This is a genomic window from Paraburkholderia sp. USG1, assembly GCF_031570135.1.
Taxonomy (GTDB): Bacteria; Pseudomonadota; Gammaproteobacteria; order Burkholderiales; family Burkholderiaceae; genus Paraburkholderia; species Paraburkholderia dioscoreae.
On the sequence record NZ_JAMWXW010000002.1, the window covers coordinates 195,787 to 217,092 of the forward strand.

Consider the following 21,306-nt stretch of genomic DNA (forward strand, 5'->3'; position numbering starts at 1 on the left):
GATGCCCGAACGCTGCCAGCCGGCCCGCACGACGGTACACCCGCCGAAGAAAAAAGCGCCGCCAGACGCCTGCGACTGCCATATCCACATCGTCGGACCGGTCGAGCATTACCCGTTGAGCGAACAGCGCGCGTACACGCCGGCCGAAGCGTCGCTCAGCCAGTACGAGCACGTTCAGACGATACTCGGCACCGAGCGCGTCGTGATCGTACAGCCCAGCTTCTATGGCACAGACAACCGTTGCACGCTCGACGCGCTCAAGCATTTCGGACTACAGCGCAGCCGCGGCATCGCGGTGATCGAGCCGACGGTTAGCGATGCAGAACTTCAGAACATGCACGAGGCCGGTATACGCGGCGTGCGCATCAACCTCGTGACGGCCGGTGGCCCTCCGGTCGATCATCTGACGAAAATGGCCGAGCGCATCGCGCCGCTTGGCTGGCATACGCAGGTCTATGTGGACGGTGAGCAACTGGCGGAACTGGCGCTGCTTCTACACAGGCTGCCCACGGAAGTCGTGATCGACCACATGGGGCATATTCCGACCGCTTGGGGCGTCGATCATCCGGCGGTGGACACGCTGTGCGCGTTGCTCGACAACGGCCGCACGTGGGTCAAGCTGTGCGGCTACCGCTCGTCCAGCGCGGGTTATCCGTTCGCCGATGTCGACCCGCTCGCCACGCGGCTGGTGAACGCCGCGCCCGAGCGCTGCATATGGGGAACCGACTGGCCGCATCCGTCTTTTGAATCCACCCTGCCTGATGACGGCGAACTGTTGGATGCGTTGATGCGCTGGGCGCCCACTTCGGCGTTGCAGCAACGCATACTGGTGGACAACCCTGCCCGACTCTACGGCTTTGCATGATGAATCAGTGACGACCGCTCGCAGCGTGCGTCAGCTAACAGGAGACGACCATGTTGATGGAACAGCAAAAGCCTTCGCACGTGAAATCGATGGTGTCCGACGCGGAGTGGCAAACGCGCGTCGATCTCGCCGCCTGCTATCGCCTGATGCCTCACTTCGGGCTGAGCGACCTAGTCTACAACCACATTACCGCCCGTATTCCCGGTGACGAAACGCGCCTCCTGATCAACCCGTACGGCTTCATGTACGAGGAGGTCACGGCGTCGAGCCTGATTACGATCGATATCGACGGAAATGTGCTGTTCAATCCGAATGAAGGCACGTACGGCGTGAATGCTGCGGGCTACGTGATTCATAGCGCGGTGCATGCGGCGCGCCACGACGTGAAGTGCGTGATTCACACGCATAGCCGCGGCGGCATGGCGGTGTCGGCGCTTGCATGCGGACTGCTGCCGCTCACGCAGACGGCGATGCGCTTTCATCCGGTCGCCTATCACGACTATCAGGGCGTAGCGATCGACCTCGACGAACGCAAGACGCTAGCGGAAGATCTCGGCAATGCCGAGGTCATGATCCTGCGCAATCACGGTCTACTGGTAGCGAGCGCTTCGATCGCGCAGGCGTTCAATGCGATTTACTGGCTCGAAAACGCGTGCCGCGTGCAAGTGGACGCGATGGCCTGCAACACGGACCTGAAAATCCCGCCGCAGGAGGTGATCGACAGGACCAATCATCTCTACAAGCCGGAAACCCGCCGCCCGTACGGCGAAATGGAATGGCCGGCCATGCTGCGGTTTCTGGACCGGCGCGATCCGTCGTTCCGTACCTAGCCGCGTGATTGTGCACTTCGCGTTGTCATTGTTACGTACCGTGGATCGAGTACGGTCCCGCCAAAAACCTCAGGCATCCTCATTAGCACCAATCCAGCGTAATTCACTCAGGTAGTCATGAGTTTGAGTCGACGCCCATGACCGCCGGAACTCGACCGGCGCGCCTTGCAGGTCGAACGCCACGCGAATGCTCAACAGCACCGGCTGCCCAGCCGGAAGACCGAAATCTACGGCGATATCTTCGGGGAGCGCACAGGCCTGCAGGCGATCTTCGACCCGGCTCACCGACACGCCGCACTGCTGCTCGAGAAACGAATACACGAGGTGAGCGGGCGCATCGTCGCTTCCCCACTCCTTGCCGCCCACCCGTGCATACGGGAACGCGATCGACTCCAGCACCAGCGGTGTCTCGCCGAGCGAACGGAGCCTGCGCAGCCGATAAACGAGGTCCCCTGGTTCCAGACGCAGCGCGGCACGCTCGTCCTCACGGGCGGCGGCCCGCTCGCGCAGCAGAATCGTATCGACCGGCAGGCGGCGCATGTCGTCACGCCGGTCGACGAGACGGTAGAAGCTCGTGAACGCGCGCTCATTGGTGGCTCTCGCGACAAACGTGCCCCGCCCTCGCTGACGGACGACGAGGCCCTGGCCGCTCAACACGTCGAACGCTTTGCGCACGGTGCCGACGCTCACCTTTAGCTCTTTGGCAAGCGCTTCTTCGCCCGGCAGCAACTGTCCGGGCATCCATTCGCCGCCGACGATCCGTTCGCGCATGTGGCGCGCAAGCCGGACGAAAGCGGGACTCAGATCAAGTTGGGTCATCATTTAATTCTATAGAGAATATAGAAATAACACTACAGAATTTGATTCCCAACGCATCGGCAGCTACCTAGAGTTAAGCCTTGACGAGTGTCGCTGCCAACGGGCTGCGACCCGGCACCACGTCCACCTGCGTCGATTGACCGGCGCGGTATCGGTGCATGCACAACGACTTCCCATTACCTCATCAAGGCCGCTGGCTGGATCCACCCATGAAATCGAGTATTCACCGCATCACCTCTGTCGAAGCGCTACACGTCGGCCAGTTTCTCTACGCTCGCATCCGCACGGAAGCCGGGCTAACCGGTTTCGGCGAGGCGGGCTCGTGGGGACACATCGAGGCTGCGAAAGCCGCGCTCGAAAAGTTCGGCGAATATCTGGTCGGCAAGGACGCCAATCAGATCGAACGGCACTGGAACGTGATGCAGCGCTTCTCGCATTTTCGCGGCACCGCGGTCAACGCGGCCGTGTCGGCGATCGACATCGCACTCTGGGATCTGCTCGGCAAGCGGCTGCAGGTGCCCGTGTGGCAACTGCTCGGCGGCGCATACCGCGACAAGTTGCGCGTATATGGCCATGTCTACGCGGAAACGCTCGACGAAGTGCTCGCGGATTGCCGACGCCTGCGCGCCGAAGGTTTCACCGCCATAGGCCATATCAACCCGTTCCTCGACGAGCCGGAAGGCGATGTTTATTTCCGCTCCTTTGCCGGCAAGGTGCGCGACGCGAAGGAGCGGGTAATGGCCTTTCGCGAGGCAGTGGGACCGGACGTCGATCTGCTGATCGAAATGCACCGTCGTCTGAATCCCGCCGAAGCGATCGCGATCGGCCAGGTGCTGGAACCGCTCACGCCGATGTGGCTCGAAGACCCGCTGCGCCCCGAGTTCTACACGCAGATGACGACCGTCGGTCACGCGATCCGCGTGCCCGTCGCGACCGGCGAACGCTTCAGCACGCCGGCCGAATTCCATCTGCAACTGGCGGGCGGCGGGGTGCGTTATGCGCGCACGTCGGTCTGCGTGTGCGGCGGGATCACCGGCGCGAAGAAGATCGCCGCACTCGCGGAAGCGCAGAACGTCGACATCGCGCCGCATAACCCCTTGTCGCCGATCAGCCTCGCGGCGTGCATGCAGGTGGCGGCTTCAGTGCCCAACTTCGCGATCCAGGAGTACCCGACCGGCTTCGAGAACCTCGTGCTCAAGTCCGGGCAGAATCTGCTCGGCTCGGATCTCGTCAAGAACCATCCGGTGCCGAAGGAAGGCTTCATCACCGTGCCGGACGCGCCGGGTATCGGCGTCGAACTGGTGGACGACGTGGAGCATCGCCGTGCGCCGTTGCACCGGCCGGTGTCGATGCGCAGCACGATCGACGGCGCACCGCTCGATCAATGAAGCAGGCATCGGGACGCGACAACGCGAAGCGTCCCGATCAACACAAACACGCTTCGCGCGATGCATCACCAGAACAACATACAAGGAGACTACCGTGACCCCATCCGATCCGGACAATTTCAAAGGCGTCGGCCGCGGCCGATGGACGATCGTATTGCCGATCGTTTTCGCGGTCTACATGCTGTCCTATTTCGATCGCGTGAACATCGCGATGGCATTGCCGCACATGACGAAGGCGCTGGGCCTCACGTCCGTGCAGGGAGGCTGGATCGGCGGCGCGTTCGCGTGGGGCTATGCTTTCACGCAGCTGCTCGGCGGTTATATGTCGCTGAAGTTTGGGCCGCGCCGGCTCGTCGCGATCTGTCTGCTGCTGTTCGGCGGCGCGGCGATGCTGACCGGCGTGGCGACGACTTTCTGGCAGATCGTCGCGGTGCGCATTCTGCTCGGCTGCGCCGAAGGTCCGATCTACGCGGCGACCTCGATGCTTCTCGCACAATGGTTCACGAGGCCCGAACGCGGGCGCGCCTTCGGTATCTGGAATTTGGGCGCACCGCTCGGCGGTTTCCTTGCTGGCCCGATTTCCGGTGCGCTGATCGCCCATTTCGACTGGCGTGTGATGCTGATCGCCGAAGGCCTGCCCGCATGGATCTTCTGCCTTGTGTGGTTCAAGGCAATCCCGCAAAGCCTCGACCTGGCAGGCTGGCTCTCAGCCGCCGACCGTGACGTGCTGCGCCGCGATCTCGCCACGGAACAGTCGGGCTACACGAAGCCCGAGCACGACCCGTGGTGGACGATCTTCAACGAACCCGCCGTCTGGCTGCTGACGCTCGGCTTCGGGCTCAATACGATCCTGCTGTACGGCACGACGCTATGGCTGCCTTCGGTGATGAAGTCCTACGGACAGCTGAGCGAAACGACGATCGGCTTTCTGTCCGGCGCGCCATTCGTGATGTCGATGTTCGGCATCTACTACATCAGTCGCCGCTCGGACCGGCATGGCCAGGAGCGCCGCTGGCATGCGGCGATTCCGACCATGCTCACCGGCGTGCTAATGATAATGGCCGCGTTCGTCCCTGCTCCGCTGTTCTATTTGCAGATTGCGCTGTTCATTGCGCTCGGCTTCACGCTGAAGATGTTGATGCCGCTGGTCTTCGCCCGGCTCACCGAGATCCTGCCGATGAGGAAGGCCATGCCTGCCGTAGCGTTCGTGAGCGGTGTGGGCAATCTGATCGGACAGTTCCTCGGGCCGCTGATGGTTGGCTATGTACGTGCGGCTTCGTCCGACTACAAGCTCTCGCTGCTCGCACTGGGCGCGTCTGCGCTGCTGGGCGGTGTGGCGATCGCGTTGTCGAAGTCGGCCGCCGAACGGTCTGGAACGGCTCGCAACGCGGTGCGTAATGCCGAGGTGATGAAGTAGAACTACGTCGCGCCGGGGGGGCCTACGCCCCCCGTCCTGCGGACATCGCGGGTGAACTGCGCTAGAAAATCTCAATGCAGCGCAAGCGGTACTGTAGGCGCTTCGATATCCCGCTGCTGCGTACGATGAATCAGAAGTGCAATCACGGCGGCCGCGCCGAAGAGGAAGTAGCCGAGAATGTAGAAGCTGCTCGACAGATTGCCGCCGCGCGCATAGAAGCCAACGATCAGCGGCCCGACCACGCCGCCGAAGCTGGCAAACATGTTGATCATCGCGACCGACGGCGCCGCCTGATTGCGCGGCACCTTGCTGATCACCCACGCCCACCACGTGCCGGCCGGCGAAAACAGCCCAGCGCCGGCGATACAGAACATCACCATCGTAAACACAACGCCGCCTTCGATATAGTGCTGCGCGAGCAGCGCCGCACCGGCCACCACCAGCGGCACGGCGACGAACCAGCCGCGTGAAATGGTAGACGGCTTGTCCGACAGCCACGAGTTCACGAACATCGACAATGCGCCAAACAGCGAAGGTAGCGCCGTCAACCAGCCGACCGCGGCGTAACCGTGCGGGAAATATTGTTTGATGAGGCTCGGCATCCACAGGCCGAAGCTGAAAATCACCATGATCCACGACAGCGCGACGATCGCGAGAAGCCACACCGTCGAGCGCTTCAGCACGCTGCCGAAGCTGCCGTCCGCACCGGTTCCCGCGAGACGCTGCTGCGTGATGAAGTCGCGCTCCGCGCTGGACAGCCAGCGGTCGGTGGTCGGATCGTCGGAAACGAACATCCACACGAGCACGGCCATGAAGATCGCAGGCAGGCCTTGCAGCACGAACATCGTCTTCCAGTGGAATACGTCGATCATCCAGCCCGCAAGCGGCGCCATCAGCACTGAGGACAACGGCAGCGCATATTGCGCGAACGCAATGCCGCGCGCACGCTCGCGGGCCGGAAACCAGCGCACGAAGATCACCGAAAACGACGGCCAGATCACGCCTTCAGCGAGTCCCATCACCACACGCACCGCGATCAGTGCGGGCAGCGTGTGCACCATGCCGGTCAGGCACGCCATCAAGCCGGTGATGAACATCGAGACGGCGATCACGCGGCGCGGCCCGATGCGCGTCGAGATCCAGCCGCCGGGAATCTGGGTGACCAGATATCCCCAGAAGAATGCGCCCAGCAGCGCGCCGGTGATCGTCGTGCCGAGTTGCAGATCGTGCGCCATCTGCGGTGCCGCGACGCCGATGTTGGTGCGATCGGCAAACGCGACGAGGTAGCTGACAAAAACGATCAGACCTACCCGCAGCCAGCGTGATTTGCCGATCCGTTGCGTGTCGTATGCGGTGTCCATTGCGTGTCTCCCTTCGTTTTCGATGTTATGGGCGCTCGGCTGGCGCAGATTACGGAGTGACCAGCGCTTGCGCTTCGCGCGCGGCGATCTCGTCGAGCACGATAGGCAGCGCCAGCTCGAAGCTGGCTATCCCCATCGTGCTTGCCAGTTGCATGACTTCGAGAATCTCCGCCGGCGTTGCGCCGTACTTCAGCGCGTTCTCGATATGCACGTGCGTGCCGGGCACGTATTGATGCGTGACCGATACGTCCACGGCGATGTACATGAACTCTTTCACTTTCGGCGGCAGTTTGCCGTGCACCCACGGCACGGATGAGAACGTCGTAAACGCTTCGAAGAAGTCAGGATCGAGCGCGAGCGTGCCGTCCCAGATCGCGCTCCAGTAGCCGCGCTTTTCCGTAAATTCGCTCTTGATCGCCTGACGGCGCGCATCGGCGTGGCTTGTGTCGATCGCGTTGCGCGGGTCGTTCGCAACCTTCTCTTCGAGCACCGGCATGCCGATCACACAAGCATGCACGCCGATCACGCTGATCAGTTCGAGCGTCTCGAGCAGTTCGTCGCGCGTGGCGCCCAGGCGCAGCGCTTCGCGGCAATGGCGGCGCACGGCAACCGCATTGAGATGTGTGACCGACGCTTCGAGCGCGAAGCTCACGAGTGCCTTCACCTTCGGTTCGAGCGGACCGTTGCGATATGCGCATCCCGCGAATGCGAGGTAAGCCTCGACGAATTCCGGGCTAATCGCGATCAGCGGATCGAGCGAGGCGGGCCACGAGCCGCCGGCAGCAACGAACGACGAAATCCGGCCCTTGAGCGTAAGTGAAGTCATTAGGCATCCAAAGTGACAAGTCAGGAGTGAAAGCGCGCTGCCTCGCATGCAAACCAACGACCGGCGAACCGCGCGGAGGGAGTGACACTTATCTTATGAGCGACCTTACGAAACCGCAAACCGATATGCCCAGCGAGGCGCGTTGTTGCTCCGCAGCAGCCGCATGCGCCGCGAAACGCCCTCATGCGCTATGTACAAAGGGTTCCGGGGAGGGGGTGCGTGCGTGACGCAGCGCATTATTTAGCGTTGCTTATATCGACCTTTCGCACATTTCAATGGACGCTCGCGCTCGTCGCGCCGAGCATCTCCCTCATGACAACTGCAACAGGAATCCGCATGAAAGCGCTGGAAGGCTTGCGAGTGCTCGACCTGGGAACCTTCGTGGCCGGTCCGTTCTGTACGACGATCTTCGCCGAGTTCGGCGCGGAAGTCATCAAGGTGGAGCCGCCGCAAACGGGGGATTCGCTGCGCCGCTTCGGCACCGAGACCGAATGCGGCGACACGCTGATGTGGCTCACCGAAAGCCGCAACAAGAAATGTGTGACGCTCAATCTCGCCCACGAACGTGGCCGCCAGATGCTGCGCGATCTCGCAGCGAGTTGCGACATCGTGGTCGAAAATTTCCGGCCGGGCGTGATCGAGAAATGGGGCCTCGACTTCGAGTCGTTGCACAAGCTCAATCCGCGCACGATCCTCGTCCGCATTTCCGCGTATGGGCAGAATGGCCCGAATCGCGGCAAACCGGGCTTTGCGCGCGTTGCGCACGCGTTTTCGGGGCTTGCCTATCTCGCGGGCGAGCCCGGCCGCGTGCCGGTCACGCCGGGTTCCACCTCGCTCGCGGATTATGGTTCGGGCATGTACGCGACGATCGGTGCGCTGATCGCGTTGCAGGCCCGCGAGCGTACCGGCCACGGCCAATGCGTCGATCTCGCGCTCTATGAGCCCATGTTCCGCGTGCTCGACGAGATGGTTCCGGCTTATCACATGTTCGGCAAGGTGCGCGAACGGATGGGCGCGAACGCGGTGAACGTCGCGCCGCATGCGCATTACCGCACTCGCGACGAGCGCTGGATCGCGATCGCCTGCACCAACGACAAGATATTCCGCCGCTTCGCGCACGTCATGCAACGCCCCGAGCTGGCAGACGACGATCAGTGGGGCCGCGCATCCGTGCGGATCGCCGCCATCGACGCGGTCAACGCTTTGGTGCAGGACTGGATCGGTGCGCGCGACCACGACGAAGTACTGCGTCTGTGCGACGAAGGCTCGGTCCCCGCCAGCCTGCTGTACAGCGTCGCCGACATCTTCGACGATCCGCAATATGAGGCGCGCGGCAATATCCGCACCATGCCGTCGCGCGCGGGCGACGTCGCGGTGCCGAACGTGATTCCGCGTCTGTCGGAAACGCCTGGCGCGATCGAATGGCTCGGACCGACGCTCGGCAGCCACAACGAGGAGGTATTCGGCGAACTGCTCGGCTGCAGCGGTTCGGATCTCGCCGCGCTGCGCGCGGCAGGCGTGATCTGAGCCACCGACATCACTATCCATTTCTAACCATCGTCCATGTCACTTTCGCCACGCACTTATCTGTTCGCACCCGCAACGCGCCCCGAGCGCTTCGAGAAGGCCGCGCGCGCCGGTGCCGACGCGGTGATCGTCGATCTCGAAGACGCGGTCGAACACGCACGCAAGGACCACGCACGCGCTTCGCTGTCGACCACGCTGCCTGCCCTCGCCCCCACCGCGCGCGCATTGAACGTGCAACTGCTGGTGCGCATCAACAGCCACGGCTCGCCGTGGTACGACGCGGATCTCGACGCCTGCGCCGCGCTCGACATTGACGGCATCGTGATTCCCAAAGCCGAGCATGTGGACGAAATCGTGCGCATCGCGTCTTTGAAGCCGGCCTGGGCGCTGCATCTGCTGATGGAAACCGCAGCCGGGTTCGCGAATCTGGCGGCGCTCGCGCGTGCGCCGCACGTCGAACGTCTGATGTTAGGCACGGTCGATCTCGCGCTCGACATCGGCGCGAATGAAATCGGCGAGCCGTTGCATTACTATCGCTCGCAGATCCTGCTGTTTACGCGCCTGGCGGGATTGCTGCCGGCCGTCGACGGCGTCTGCACGACGCTCGACGACCCCGCGGCGCTCGACGACGAAGTGCGGCGCGCGCGAGCCTTCGGTTTCGGCGCCAAGCTGTGCGTGCACCCCAAGCAGATCGCGCCGGTTACGGCAGGGCTCGGCCCGACGCCGCGCGAACTGCAGTGGGCGACGCGCGTATGCGAAGTCGCGGGGAGCGGTGCCGCGATCGCGGTGGACGGCAAGCTCGTCGATGCGCCGGTGCTCGCGCAAGCGCGCCGCATTCTCGCGGCGGCCGGCCATGCGTGAGCTGCCGACAGGTCTTGGCGCGTTGACCGCGCCGCGTTTGCGGCCATTCGCGTCCCTGCCAATGACTCTCTCGAAGCTCTTTTCCGGCAAACCGTCAAGCCGGAGCATCAACGATCTGCAGCACATTCGCGCGTTCGTCGCGGTCGCGCGCGAGGGCAGTCTGACCAAGGCGGCCAGGTTGCTCAATCTCACGCAGCCCGCTGTCAGCGTGCAACTGAAGAACCTGCAGGATCAACTGAAGCTGCGTTTGCTGACGCGCTCGCCGCGCGGTCTCACGCTGACCGCCGACGGTCTCAAGCTATTGCCCTACGCCGAACAGATTCTCGACGCGATCGGCAATTTCGACGTCGCCGCCGACAACCTCGTCAGCATTCTGTCGGGCACCGTCTCGATCGGCACGATCCTCAATCCGCAGACGATTCGGCTGGGCGCAGTGCTGCAATACATGGCGAACCACTATCCGGAAGTGCGAACGCGCCTGCGTCACTCAATGACGGGGCAGATACTCGAACAGCTTGCGAGCGGTGCGCTCGACGTTGGCTTCTTTCTCGGCACGCCAGCGGAAAGCGACGGCATCGAATTGCATGCCATTGCCTTGATGCCGATCACCTATTACGTGATCGCACCCAAAGGCTGGCAGGAACGTATCAACGGACGCGGCTGGGCGGAACTGGCCGAGTTGCCGTGGATCTGGACGCCGCCTACGTCGATGCATCACCGGCTGCTGACGCACGCATTCGAATCGGTCGGCGCGAAGCCGCGAGTCGCGGCCGAGGTCGATCTGGAAGCCTCGATGATCGAACTGGTGCGTGCGGGTGTGGGTTTGTCGCTGGCGCGCGAGACGGTCGCGATCGACGAAGCGCAGAAATACGGCGCCGCGATCTCGCGCGAAGTGCCGATCGAAATTCCGCTGTCGTTCATCAGCCTTGCGCGGCGCCGCGAAGAGCCGTTGATCGAAGCAATGTTTTTTGCCGCGCAAATGGCGTTTTCCTGAACGCCTTCCGCGGCATGCACGGTTCCGCGCCTTTGAAGCCAAAGGTGCTTGCGACGACAACAACATGGGAGACAGACAATGTCGGCTTATGGAGCAAACGTGGCACAGCGGCTCGATTCGCTCGAGACCGGACCGTTTCATTGGCGGCTGCTCGGCCTGATCGGCGGCGGCATGTTCTTCGACGCATTCGACAATTTCCTTGCCGGCAGCGTGCTCGGCGCGCTCGTGCAGCAGGGTCTGTCGGACATGCACATGAACGCGCTATTCATTTCGATGAGCTTTGCCGGTCTGACGCTTGGCGCATGGGGCGCGGGGGTGATCGGCGATCGCTTCGGGCGGCGTTTTTCGTATCAGTTCAATCTGCTGATCTTTGGCCTCACCTCGATCGCGGCCGCCTTCGCGCCGTCCATGACATGGCTGATCGTGCTGCGCTTCATCATGGGCATCGGCCTCGGCGCGGAGATCGTGGTCGGCTATAGCACGCTCAACGAGTTCATGCCCGCGCATGCGCGAGGTCGCTTTGCTTCGCTGCTGAACCTGATCACCAACTCGTCGGTACTGGTCTCGGCGGCGTGCGGCTTCCTGATCATTCCGCATTTCGGGTGGCGCTGGATGTTCGCGATTCCCGGTATCGGCGCCCTCGTGATCTGGTATCTGCGCAAGAAGATGCCGGAGTCGCCCCGCTGGCTTGCGGCGGTAGGACGCCATCAGGAAGCGCGCGAAGTGGTCGAGAAGATCGAAGCGCAAAGCGTGCGCCGCGACGCGCCGTTGCCGGTCGCGCCGCAGGAAGAAGAGCCCGGCCGTCTGCGCGATCTGTTCGCCGCGCGGCAGCTATCGCGCACGCTGGTCGGCATCTCGGTGATCTGTATTTCCTTTACGGCGATGTATGCGTTCGTCGCCTGGGTGCCGACCTTTCTCGTCAAGCAGGGCTTCGACATTACCCATTCCCTGCTGATCACGTCGGCCATGTTCGCGGGCGGGCCTGCCGGTTCGCTGATCAGTATGGCGATCGCCGACAGGATCGGCCGCAAATGGGGGCTTGTGATCTTCTCCGCGCTCGGCGCGGTGATCGGCATGGCGTATCCGTACGTCACGCATGCGGTGACGATCGCGCTGGTCGGCTTCGGCGTGACGACGTGCATCTATGTCACCTCCGCGCTCGGCGTGGCGTGTTACGTGACCGAGCTGTTCCCAACCCGGCTGCGGCTGCGCGGTGTCGGCCTCGCGAACGCGGCGGGACGCGCGGTCAACGTCGGCGTGCCGTACGTGGTGGCAGCCGTGTATGCACTCGCGGGACTGCTCGGCGTGGTGTCGTTCATCGCCGCGCTGTTCGCCTTGCTCGTCGTGATTCTCATCACGCTCGGCGTCGAAACCAAACAACGCACACTCGAGGAAGTGCAGGCACAGCCGGGCGCCGACTCGGGCATCGACGTAAAGAAACCCCTCAATATTGGAGGCATGTAAATGACAGGCGCTTCAGACACCTATGAACTCTTTGCGATCAAGTACGCGCGCCGCGACGGCTGGCGCAGCGACAACTTCATCGGCGGCGACGACGATCACAGTAGTGCGATGCCGCTCGACTACTACGTGTGGGTCGCGCGCAATAGCGAACGCGCGGTGCTGATCGACACGGGTTTCAACGCCGAAGTCGCGGCAAAACGCGGGCGCGGCGTGCTGCGCTGTCCGATCGATTCGTTAAGGCTCGTCGGTATCGATCCCGATTCTGTCAGCGACGCCGTGATCACGCATCTGCATTACGACCACGTCGGCAACTTCACGCTATTGCCTTCGGCGCGTTTTCATCTGCAGGAACCGGAGATGCATTTCGCGACCGGGCGCCATATGAAGGACGCGCATTTCGCCCATCACTATGAGCCCGAAGATGTTGCCGCGATGGTGAAGATGAACTTTGCGCAACGCGTGGTGATGCACAACGGCCCCGCCGAACTTGCGCCCGGCATCCAGTTGCAACCGGTCGGCGGACACACGCCCGGTTTGCAGATCGTGCGCGTGAAAACGGCGCGCGGCTGGGTCGTGGTCGCATCGGATGCGTCGCACTTCTACGACAACATCGAGAAACGCCGGCCCTTTTCGAATGCCTGCGACGTGTGCAAGATGCTCGACGCGTTCGACACCGTCTACCTGCTCGCCGATTCGAAGCAGCACGTGATTCCCGGCCACGATCCGCAAGTCCTGGAACGTTATCCGGCGCCGACCCGCGAACTCGAAGGGATCGTCGCGCGGCTCGACGTGGCGCCAGTCAGCCATGCCGAATGAACCCCGCCTGAAGAAACATCATTAGACCAGGAAGATAACTCGCTATGGAAGACGAATTGCGCATCATGGCCGTGGCCGGCAATCTCGGTTACGGCTTTCCCGAAGCATCGCTGCGTAACGGTATCGCGCGCAAACCGCATCTGGTGGGCGCGGACAACGGCTCGTCCGATCCGGGACCTTATTACCTCGGCAGCGGCAAGTCGCTGATCAAGCGCGAGCAGTTGCGCCGCGATCTGGGGCTCTCGCTGAAAGCCGCGCGCGATGCGGGCGTGCCCTACGTGATCGGCACGGCGGGCACCGCCGGCGCCCAGCCGCATCTGGAAGAATTCCTCGACGTGCTCGACGAAGTCACGCGCCGCGACGGCCTGCGCTACAAGCTCGCGACGATCCCCGCCGACATCGACAGGAACGTGATCAAGCAGGCCATTCGCGAAGGCCGCGTGAAGTCGATGGGCGTGCTGCCCGAACTCACCGAACAGGACGTCGACGACGCAACGCGCATCGTCGCGCAGATGGGCACCGATCCGTTCGTCAATGCGCTCGAATCGGGCGCGGATGTGATCATCGCGGGCCGCGCGTGCGATACCGCGATCTATGCGAGCCTCGCTGCATGGCGCGGCTTCGATATGGGGCTCGCGTTCCATATGGCAAAGCTCCTCGAATGCGGGGCGCAATGCGCGGTGCCGCTCGCCGCGAACGACTGCCTGCTCGGCACGCTAAGGCGCGATCATTTCGAACTGGAACCGATGAACCCCGAGCGCGGCGTGACGCCGGTTTCAGTGGCCGCGCATATGATGTACGAGCAGCCCGACCCCCATCACTTCTACGAACCCGAAGGGCTCGTGGACCTCGAACACACGCACATCGAAAAACTCGACGACCGGCGCGTGCGGGTGAGCGGCAGCAAGCTCGTCGAGATGCCGCCGAGCATCAAGCTCGAAGGCGTGAAGCTGCGCGGCTACCGCACCATCACGATAGCCGGCATGACCGATCCGCGTCTGCTCGCGGCGGTCGATCAGGTCGAAGCTCGCGTGCGCGACGACGTGGCACGCCTGACCGCGCACGACATGAAGCCCGGCGAGTACGAGCTCAATTTCATCTACTACGGCCGCAACGGCGTGCGCGTCGATCAGCGGGTGCCGCATCTCGCGCACGAGATCGGCATGGTGATCGAGGCAATCGCGCCGACCCAGGAGCTGGCGAACATGGCGCTCTCGCTCGCGCGCAGTTCGTTCCTGCACGGCTATTTCAAGGGCCGCAAGGCGACCGCCGGCAATCTCGCGTTTCCGTTCTCGCCGTCGGACCTGGTCGGCGGGCCGGTGTACGAGTTCACGATCTATCACGTGATGCAGGTTCCCGACGCAGCCGCGCTCTTTCCCGTAACCACGACCCAGATCGGGTGATGCAATGAACCTGTCCGACGTATTCGACCCCTCCCGCGGCGACACCCTCTACGACCTCGCCGAAGTGATGCGCAGCAAGAACGCGGGCCCGTTGTACCTGACGTTCGACATGATCTTTCCGGACGCCGCCGCGTACCGCCGTGTACTCGACAGCCGCGTGCTGACCCCGGAACTGGTGAGCGCGCTGTACCATGTCGAGCAGAGCGATGTCAGCATCGTTGCGTTCGACGCGGCCAACGCGATCAAGATCACGATTCCGCGCACCGGGCCCACGTCCGGCGCACCCGGCGACCGCGACGTGTACGGCGCGCAGCAGCACGAACCGCTGATCGGCATCCGCATTCCGCCGGCCGCGAGTTCGCGCTGATGTCCATCACCTTTTGCGGGCCCGTTACGACATGAAGCGTATCGTCTTTCTCGACCGCGGCACGATCTCGCCGCGCACGCGACTCCGCTCGCTCGCGTTCGAACACGAACTGGTCACCTTCGATTCGACCTCGCCCGCCGAGGTCGCCACGCGCATTGCCGACGCGGACATCGTCATCACCAACAAGGTGAAGATCGACGCGACCGCACTCGCCGACGCGCCGCGCGTGAAGCTGATCGCGGTCGCCGCGACCGGCACCGACGTTATCGATATCGCGACCTGCGACGCGCGCGGCATCGTCGTGTCGAATATCCGCAATTACGCGCTGCATACGGTGCCCGAGCATACCTTCGCGCTGATTTTCGCGTTGCGGCGCTCGCTGGTTGCGTATCGTGAATCGGTGCTGGCGGGACGTTGGGAGGAAGCGGGACAGTTCTGCTTCTTCGATCATCCGATCCGCGACCTGTCGGGCTCGACACTGGGCGTGATCGGCGACGGCGTGCTCGGCCGCGAGGTGGCACGCATCGGCACCGCGCTCGGCATGCGCGTGCTGATGTCGGCCTACAAGGGTGTCGACGGCATGGGACCGCTCTACACGCCGTTCGAGACAATGCTCGCCGAAAGTGACGTCATCACGCTGCACTGCCCGCTGACGCCGGCCACGCGCAATATGATCGATACGCCCGAGTTCGCGAAGATGGCGAAGCGCCCGCTTCTGATCAACACCGCGCGCGGCGGTCTCGTCAGCGAGAGCGCGCTGGGCGCCGCATTGCAAAGCGGACAGATTGCCGGCGCGGGCTTCGACGTCGTGACCGAAGAGCCCATGCCCGCGTCGCATCCGTGGCAGAAGCTGATCCGAATGCCCAATTTCCTGCTGACACCGCACGTCGCCTGGGCAAGCGATGAAGCAATCCAGGCACTCACCGATCAGTTGCTCGATAACGTGGATGCTTTTGTCGCGGGCAAGCCGCGCAATGTGGTGGGGCAAGCAGGCCGCGCCTGAATGTAGCGCGCGGGTCTTTATTCCGCGCTTTCCAGCATCCGCAGCGCGGCTTTCTCGGCATTGGCGACGTGCAGCCGCGCGATCTCCTGCGCGGCCTCGCCGTCGCGCGCTTTCAATGCCTTGTATAGCCGGTCGATTTCGCGCAGGCTGTCCGGCAGCCGCTCCGGATGCATTAGCGAGGTGGTGCGCAGCAGATTGATGCGCGAATAGAGACTGTTGAGGATTTCCCGCACCAGCGCGTTGCCGCAGTTCTCCAGCAGCAGATCGTAAAGCGCGGTCTTGGCCCGCAGAACGCCGGCCTGGTTTTGCGCAGCGGCTTCGACGCGTAGTTCCTTCGCCACTTCACCAAAGCGCGCAATGGCGTCGTCGTTTGCAAGGCGTGCGAATTCGTGGGCGGCGAAACCTTCGAGCAGCCCGCGCAGCGCGTATAGCTCGACGGCCTCCTCTTTCGACATCACCGCAACGATGGGGCCCTTGTGCGGCACGCTGCGCACCAGTTTCTCCGCCTCGAGCCTGCGCAGCGCCTCGCGCACGGATGTGCGGCTCACGCCTAGCGATTCGCACAGTTCGCGTTCAATCAGCCGCGCACCCGGCGCGAAACGTCCGCTCACGATTGCCTGGCGCAGCACGTTCTCTACGTGATGCCGCAGCGTCTCGGGTCTGACCAAGCCCATGTCCGTTGACATTATTGTATTCCCGTCCGACAAGATTCAGCCTCCATGATACGTGAGCGGCTTCGTCACCGGCAGCCTTTGATGCGCAAAGGCCAGAAAAACAGCAAGTCGGCGTGCGTTTCAGCGGCTGGCTGCCAGCGCGGCGAGCGGTGTGCGCGAAATCACCGAGAGCGTCGCATCGAATTTCATGACCAACGGTTCCGCATGCGCGACCTCGACCGAAGCGATCGCGTCGTCGCCGATGTTGTCGAGTTGCTTGAAAAGCGCGCGCAACGAGTTGCCATGTCCCACCATCAGCACCGACTGCCCACGCGTCAGGGCGGGTGCCACGCATTCGTCCCACAGCGGCAGCACGCGCCGCAACGTGTCGCGCAGGCTTTCGGTGCGGGGCAGCGCGGCGGCCTCGGGCATCGCGTCGTCGTGCAAGGCGCGCACCAGTGCCGCGTGCAGGTCCGTATCGAGCGCCGGCGGCGCCAGGTCGAAACCGCGCCGCCATTGCCGCACCCGCTCCGCGCCATAGGCGAGCGCGGCCTCATCTTTTTCCATGCCTGTCAGCATGCCGTAGTGGCGATCGTTCAGCCGCCACGAGCGCACGGTTCTGGGCGGCGGCTGATCGAGGGTTCGCAGCACGTGCGCGAGTGTATCGGTGGCGCGCAGCAACGCCGAGGTCACCGCCAGATCGAAGCGAAAGCCCGCCTCGCGCAGCCGTTCGCCGACGCGCTGCGCATCGGCCACGCCCTGCACGGACAGACCGACGTCGCTCCAGCCGGTAAAGCGGTTGGCGCGATTCCATATCGACTGGCCATGACGCAGTACGACCAGAGTGCCCGTTTGAAGAGTCATCTCGATGCCCGGCTTCAGTTGTAGCCGAGAATCGCGACGGCCAACACGTGCGCATGCTCGCTGCTGTTCGACGCGAGCACCGAAAGCGGCGGCTTCTGCATTGCCCGCCATGCCGACCAGTCCGGCCCGGACTTCGCGTTGGCCGGCAAAGACGACACACGCGGCACACCTCGCTCGCGCGGCGCCGGCCCCACGGAAAAAACGGGCTCACGCACGTCACGCATGTCACGCACGGCCGGATTACGCATGCGGCTCTCCCGTTGCAGCGCCACTGCGTTTCAACGCGGCTTCGAGCAGCGGCGCGCCTAGCTCCGCTCCGTGGATCCCCGTCACGCTGACGATCTCCAGCAACTCCATCAGTTCTTCGGCGGTCGCGCCGTAGCGCAGCGCGTTGCGGATGTGCAGCTTAAGGCCCGGCACATAGAGGTGCGTGGCCGAGGCGTCGAACGCGCAGTACATGAATTCCTTGATTTTCGGGCTCAGCACGCCGGTGCGCCACGGCACCGACGAAAACTCGACATACGCTTCGAACAGGTCGGGGTCGAGTTCGAGCAGACCTTCCCATGTGGGATGCCAGTAGCCGCGATTCGTCTCGAACTCGGCTTTCAGCTTCTGCCTGCGTTCGTCGAGCGGCGGCGCGCCCTTGCGCAAGCCCTCTTCCTCCAGCACTTCGAGCAGTACCGGCACGCCGACGTTGCTGGTGTGAATACCAATCGTGCTGATCAACTCCAGCACTTCGATCAGCTCTTCGCGCGTCGCGCCGAAAGACAGCGCCCGTTCGATATGACGCGCAACACCCGGCGCATAGAGCTGCGTCGCGCAGGCATCGGCGGCGAGCGCGATGAACGCGCGCGTCTTGTCGTCGAGATGATTCCTGCGCTGCGGCACGCCCGCGAATTTCAGGTATGCGTCGACGAAACGCGGATCGAGGCGCACGAGGCTGTCCCACTCGGGACTTGCCTTGCCGTGCAGCCTGACGAGTTCGTCACGCAGACGGGACGAATCGGGCTGCGGTGTGGTCTGGGTCATGATCTGAATTCCCTCATTGCAATACAGCGCGTGATTCATCGGCGCGTGCGAGGCGTTTGCTGCGAACGCCCCGCACGCGCGGTCACTGCTTCGCGCTAGCGCGCGGCGGTTGCCGGATAATCCTGCTCCGCAACCTCTTCCTGCCACGTGCCCTTACCGATCGACGTCGCAATGTGGACCATGTAGCTGCCTTCGCTCGCACCGTGCCAGTGCCGCTCGTTCGGGCCGATGAATACGATATCGCCCTGGCGGATCGGCTGCGGCTCTTCGCCGTCCAGACAGATCCAGCCCTGCCCGGCCGTGACCTGCAAGACCTGGCCGTACTCGTGCGTGTGCCAGTAGGTGCGTCCGCCCGGTGCGAAGAACACCGTGTTGATGGTGACGCCATTGGTAGCCGGCATCACCGGATCGGCCCAGACGGTGCCGGTAAACGTGTCGCTACGGCGCTCGGACACCGCGCCTGCTGCTCTGCCGTGAAAGACCTTCATGCGTTTTTCTCCTTGTTTGCGCTATCGAACAGCCGCACGCCGCCCGACACGTCGCCGATCGCATCGACGACACGGTTGCTGATCACATCGCCATAACCCAGTGCGGTGCCGAGGCCGAAGCTCGCCAGCGGGCCGGCCGAATTCAGCGAGATCACGCCGAGTTCGCGAATGCGGTCGACGTACAGCACGACGTCCTTGGTCATCAGCTTGCCGGTCAGGCCGCCTTCCAGATAGTCGCCGTCGACGATCTTCGGGAACCGGTTGAGCGTGGCGAAGTTGACGCCGCTGCTGCTGTTCAGCACGTCGAGCAGCAGATGCAGGTCGAGCCCCGCCTTCTTGCCCGCCACCATCACTTCGGCGCTGGCGGCAAGGCTCACGGCGTTCAGAAAATTGTTGAGCAGCTTGGTGGTGTGGCCCGCGCCGCTCTCTCCCATGTATGCGACCTTCGAGCTGATCGGCGCGAACGCCCATTGCAGCGCGGCGACCGCATCGGCGGCACCGCCCACCATCAGCGTCAGCGAGCCCTTCTCCGCGGCCGCGGCGCCACCCGAAATACCCGCATCGACATAACGCACGCCGCGCTCGGCGAAGCGTTTCGCGAGGCGGATCGTCGAACTGGCGGCCGCCGTGCTCAGATCGACCACGATCTGTCCTTCGCGGCAGTGCGCGAGCACGCCGTCCTCGCCTTCCACCACCGCTTCGACCACCTTGCTGTCCGGCAGCGACATCATCACGACGTCCGCGAACGCGAGCACTTCGCCCACCGTGCCCGCCGCCTTCGCGCCCGCCGCGTCGACACGTTCGCGCGCGGTGTCGTAGCCGAGCACCGCGATGCCCGCGTCGACGAGGCGCCGCGTCATGCGTCCGCCCATGTTGCCGAGACCGATAAAGCCGACCCGTTCCTTGTTCATGAATTCCACTCCTCCTTCAAATCAGAAATCGACATCCTTCGTTTCCGGGCCCATCAGCGCGCCGATCATGCCGATCAGGCCGCCCACGCACAGCAGCACGACCGAGGTCAGCCGCAGCGGCATGAACGCGCCGAGCCAGTTCATATAGAACGCGTAGAACGAAGGGATAATCACCGACAGACTGAAGCCGACGCCGAAGCCGGTTGCGCGCACATCCGTCACGAAGCGCTCGTTGATGTACGTAACGATCACGCCCCACGGCGACGTGACGAGCACCGCGAGCACACACACCAGCGCCATGATGGCCGGCAGCGACAGTCCGTCGACGTTCGCCAGCACGTACAGCAGCGCCGCGCCAACCGTGGCGATCAGCGGGCCGACGATCACGAAGAAACGGCGCCGGCCAATGCGCTGCGCGATCAGTCCCGAGCCGATGTAGCTGAAAAACAGCACGAAGTACGTGAGCATGAGCGTCGCGGTCATCTGGAAGCCGCTCAGATGCAGCGTCTTCACCAGCAGGCCGGTCGGCAGATAGATCGTGATGATGTTTTGCGTGAGCCAGAAGCCCGTCATCATCAGAAGCACCTGCAGCAGGTTGCGCCCGCTCTTGCCGCGCAGCAGGTCGGAGAGCGGCAGCTTTTCGGCGACGGCCGCCTTGTCGGCGGTTTCGCTCTTCCAGATCTCCGATTCGGCGACCTTGCGCACGTAGTACAGGGTCAGCAGGCCGGCGAGCGCCGCGCCGAGCACGAACGGAATGCGCCAGCCCCATTGCGCGTACGGCGAATGCATGCCGTTCAGCGGAAAGAGCACGAACATGAGCATCGCGACGAGGTTGATCGTCACGTATGCGGCCGGAAAGCCGGAAATGATGAAGCCGCCGACAAACCCGCGCTGCTCTTTCTTCGAGTACTCGATCGCGAGCGGCATCGCACCTGTGTAGCCGCCGCCCAGAAAAATCCCGTCGACGAAGCGCAGCAGCACCAGCAGCCAATACGACACGATGCCGATGCTTTCATAGCCGGGCAGCAGCGCGATCAGCAGCGTCACCACGCCGAAGCCCGATACCGACCAGATCGACGCCATGCGCCGGCCAATGCGGTCCGCAATCATGCCGAACAGCAACGAGCCGACCGGACGGCCCAGCAGCGTCGTGATGAATACCAGCGACGCAAGAATCGTTTCCATGCCGGTAGACAGATGCGGCGGCTGGAAATATCCAAGTACCGGCGAGAGCACCACCACCGGCAGATAGATGTCGAACATGTCGATGAACTCGGAGAAGAACGCGCCCTTGATCGCGTTGCGCCTCTTCGTTTCGATCGACTGCTCGCCCTCCGACATTACAACGTCATTCCCAGTCAACGCTTTCATCTCTGTCTCCATTCGTTATTCGCACCGTGTGGCGGTGCGATTCTCCTTG

Annotated in this window: 22 protein-coding genes; 12 read left to right on the plus strand and 10 right to left on the minus strand. The window is 63.4% G+C overall.

Features of this window, described 5'->3' with window-relative positions; all coding sequences use genetic code 11:
• Window position 1 precedes the first annotated feature (1 nt).
• Together NE850_RS03390 and NE850_RS03395 are read left to right on the plus strand one after the other, a co-directional pair.
• On the plus strand, window positions 2-865 hold the full coding sequence (locus NE850_RS03390) for an amidohydrolase family protein (protein ID WP_007177721.1): 864 nt from the start codon (window positions 2-4) through the stop codon (window positions 863-865).
• 50 nt (window positions 866-915) lie between these two features.
• Complete coding sequence (locus NE850_RS03395; protein WP_007177722.1) at window positions 916-1,695, plus strand: class II aldolase/adducin family protein; 780 nt, start codon at window positions 916-918, stop codon at window positions 1,693-1,695.
• Between the two features lie 69 nt (window positions 1,696-1,764).
• Here NE850_RS03395 and NE850_RS03400 read toward each other — a convergent pair whose 3' ends face one another.
• A complete protein-coding gene (locus tag NE850_RS03400; RefSeq protein WP_007177723.1) occupies window positions 1,765-2,517 on the minus strand; it encodes a GntR family transcriptional regulator in 753 nt (250 codons plus the stop codon).
• A 206-nt stretch (window positions 2,518-2,723) separates the two neighbouring features.
• Between NE850_RS03400 and NE850_RS03405 the strand changes: the two genes are divergently transcribed.
• Together NE850_RS03405 and NE850_RS03410 are read left to right on the plus strand one after the other, a co-directional pair.
• The gene (locus NE850_RS03405) at window positions 2,724-3,902 is read left to right on the plus strand and encodes a mandelate racemase/muconate lactonizing enzyme family protein (RefSeq protein ID WP_007177724.1); all 1,179 of its coding nucleotides are present in this window, start codon (window positions 2,724-2,726) and stop codon (window positions 3,900-3,902) included.
• A gap of 94 nt (window positions 3,903-3,996) precedes the next feature.
• Window positions 3,997-5,319 (plus strand): MFS transporter, encoded by a 1,323-nt coding sequence (locus NE850_RS03410; RefSeq protein ID WP_007177725.1) that lies wholly within the window; start codon window positions 3,997-3,999, stop codon window positions 5,317-5,319.
• A 71-nt stretch (window positions 5,320-5,390) separates the two neighbouring features.
• Here NE850_RS03410 and NE850_RS03415 read toward each other — a convergent pair whose 3' ends face one another.
• Both NE850_RS03415 and NE850_RS03420 read right to left on the minus strand, forming a co-directional pair.
• Window positions 5,391-6,680 carry an MFS transporter gene (locus NE850_RS03415; protein WP_007177726.1) on the minus strand — a complete coding sequence of 430 codons (1,290 nt, stop codon included), beginning with the start codon at window positions 6,678-6,680 and terminating at the stop codon, window positions 5,391-5,393.
• Between the two features lie 49 nt (window positions 6,681-6,729).
• Complete coding sequence (locus NE850_RS03420) at window positions 6,730-7,506, minus strand: carboxymuconolactone decarboxylase family protein (protein ID WP_007177727.1); 777 nt, start codon at window positions 7,504-7,506, stop codon at window positions 6,730-6,732.
• A gap of 336 nt (window positions 7,507-7,842) precedes the next feature.
• Here NE850_RS03420 and NE850_RS03425 point away from each other — a divergent pair, with 336 nt between their 5' ends.
• From NE850_RS03425 to NE850_RS03460, 8 genes are all read left to right on the plus strand, one after another.
• Window positions 7,843-9,033, plus strand: a complete 1,191-nt coding sequence (locus NE850_RS03425; protein ID WP_007177728.1) for a CaiB/BaiF CoA-transferase family protein — start codon at window positions 7,843-7,845, stop codon at window positions 9,031-9,033.
• A gap of 36 nt (window positions 9,034-9,069) precedes the next feature.
• Window positions 9,070-9,894: a CoA ester lyase gene (locus tag NE850_RS03430; RefSeq protein WP_007177729.1), complete on the plus strand. Its 825-nt coding sequence runs from the start codon at window positions 9,070-9,072 to the stop codon at window positions 9,892-9,894.
• A 61-nt stretch (window positions 9,895-9,955) separates the two neighbouring features.
• A complete protein-coding gene (locus tag NE850_RS03435; protein WP_011492274.1) occupies window positions 9,956-10,888 on the plus strand; it encodes a LysR family transcriptional regulator in 933 nt (310 codons plus the stop codon).
• Window positions 10,889-10,987: 99 nt separating this feature from the next.
• Entirely contained in the window at window positions 10,988-12,352 is a 1,365-nt protein-coding gene (locus NE850_RS03440) for an MFS transporter (protein ID WP_232064361.1), read from the plus strand.
• Window positions 12,353-13,168 (plus strand): N-acyl homoserine lactonase family protein, encoded by an 816-nt coding sequence (locus tag NE850_RS03445; RefSeq protein ID WP_007177732.1) that lies wholly within the window; start codon window positions 12,353-12,355, stop codon window positions 13,166-13,168. It abuts the gene before it with no gap.
• 44 nt (window positions 13,169-13,212) lie between these two features.
• The gene (locus NE850_RS03450; RefSeq protein WP_007177733.1) at window positions 13,213-14,571 is read left to right on the plus strand and encodes an acyclic terpene utilization AtuA family protein; all 1,359 of its coding nucleotides are present in this window, start codon (window positions 13,213-13,215) and stop codon (window positions 14,569-14,571) included.
• A 4-nt stretch (window positions 14,572-14,575) separates the two neighbouring features.
• Window positions 14,576-14,938 carry a DUF4387 domain-containing protein gene (locus NE850_RS03455; protein ID WP_007177734.1) on the plus strand — a complete coding sequence of 121 codons (363 nt, stop codon included), beginning with the start codon at window positions 14,576-14,578 and terminating at the stop codon, window positions 14,936-14,938.
• 31 nt (window positions 14,939-14,969) lie between these two features.
• Window positions 14,970-15,941 carry a D-2-hydroxyacid dehydrogenase gene (locus NE850_RS03460; RefSeq protein ID WP_007177735.1) on the plus strand — a complete coding sequence of 324 codons (972 nt, stop codon included), beginning with the start codon at window positions 14,970-14,972 and terminating at the stop codon, window positions 15,939-15,941.
• Between the two features lie 17 nt (window positions 15,942-15,958).
• On the opposite strand, the gene NE850_RS03465 is transcribed toward NE850_RS03460, so the two are convergent.
• The 7 genes from NE850_RS03465 to NE850_RS03495 all read right to left on the minus strand — a co-directional run bounded on the left by NE850_RS03465 (window position 15,959) and on the right by NE850_RS03495 (window position 21,257).
• Window positions 15,959-16,627 (minus strand): GntR family transcriptional regulator, encoded by a 669-nt coding sequence (locus tag NE850_RS03465; RefSeq protein ID WP_007177736.1) that lies wholly within the window; start codon window positions 16,625-16,627, stop codon window positions 15,959-15,961.
• 108 nt (window positions 16,628-16,735) lie between these two features.
• A complete protein-coding gene (locus tag NE850_RS03470; RefSeq protein WP_007177737.1) occupies window positions 16,736-17,458 on the minus strand; it encodes a 2,3-diphosphoglycerate-dependent phosphoglycerate mutase in 723 nt (240 codons plus the stop codon).
• Between the two features lie 14 nt (window positions 17,459-17,472).
• Window positions 17,473-17,706, minus strand: coding sequence for a hypothetical protein (locus NE850_RS03475; protein ID WP_007177738.1), 234 nt, complete (start codon window positions 17,704-17,706; stop codon window positions 17,473-17,475).
• Window positions 17,699-18,487 carry a carboxymuconolactone decarboxylase family protein gene (locus NE850_RS03480; RefSeq protein ID WP_035517296.1) on the minus strand — a complete coding sequence of 263 codons (789 nt, stop codon included), beginning with the start codon at window positions 18,485-18,487 and terminating at the stop codon, window positions 17,699-17,701. The genes NE850_RS03475 and NE850_RS03480 overlap by 8 nt, the downstream gene beginning before the upstream one ends.
• 95 nt (window positions 18,488-18,582) lie before the next feature.
• Window positions 18,583-18,975: a cupin domain-containing protein gene (locus tag NE850_RS03485; RefSeq protein ID WP_007177740.1), complete on the minus strand. Its 393-nt coding sequence runs from the start codon at window positions 18,973-18,975 to the stop codon at window positions 18,583-18,585.
• Window positions 18,972-19,886, minus strand: coding sequence for an NAD(P)-dependent oxidoreductase (locus NE850_RS03490; RefSeq protein WP_171914101.1), 915 nt, complete (start codon window positions 19,884-19,886; stop codon window positions 18,972-18,974). The genes NE850_RS03485 and NE850_RS03490 overlap by 4 nt, the downstream gene beginning before the upstream one ends.
• 21 nt (window positions 19,887-19,907) lie before the next feature.
• Window positions 19,908-21,257: an MFS transporter gene (locus NE850_RS03495; RefSeq protein ID WP_007177742.1), complete on the minus strand. Its 1,350-nt coding sequence runs from the start codon at window positions 21,255-21,257 to the stop codon at window positions 19,908-19,910.
• Window positions 21,258-21,306 lie beyond the last annotated feature (49 nt).